Genomic DNA, 464 nt, shown 5'->3' on the forward strand with positions numbered 1-464 from the left:
TTGTTGACCACCACGTCCGGCACCCCGTGCGTGCTGCAGACCTGCTCCACGAAACTCTCCACCGCATCGGCGTCGGACACGTCGAGGCCGTAGGCGTGGGCGACGCCGCCGCGCGCGGCGATCTCATCGGCGGTGGCTTTGGCCGAGGCCTCGTCGATGTCGCTGACCACGAGCTCGGCTCCCTGGGCGGCGAAGGCCAGCGCCGTCGATCTGCCGATGCCGCTGCCCGCACCTGTCACCGAAACCAAGGTGTCAGAGAAGGGTTCACGTGACCTGCCTACCTGCGCACGTCGCAGCGCACGAGCCGCGAGAGCGCCCTCGATGTGCTCGACGAGTTCGGCGGTGGCGTTGGCGATGGCGCGCCAGTGCGAGAACGGTGCCCAGTGGCCGGCCTTGAGATCACGGCGCCACAGCAGCGGCACCCAGGTGGATTCCTCGTCGTAGCCGTGCCCGCGCACCACGGG

At 69.6% G+C, this 464-nt stretch carries 1 protein-coding gene; it reads right to left on the reverse strand.

Translation table 11 applies throughout. The features are described from left to right. Window positions 1-464 (reverse strand): SDR family NAD(P)-dependent oxidoreductase (locus tag IMZ11_RS44040; protein WP_228649697.1); only part of this gene is annotated, 464 nt, incomplete at both ends.

Source organism: Microtetraspora sp. AC03309 (assembly GCF_020826795.1).
GTDB lineage: Bacteria > Actinomycetota > Actinomycetes > Streptosporangiales > Streptosporangiaceae > Microtetraspora > Microtetraspora glauca.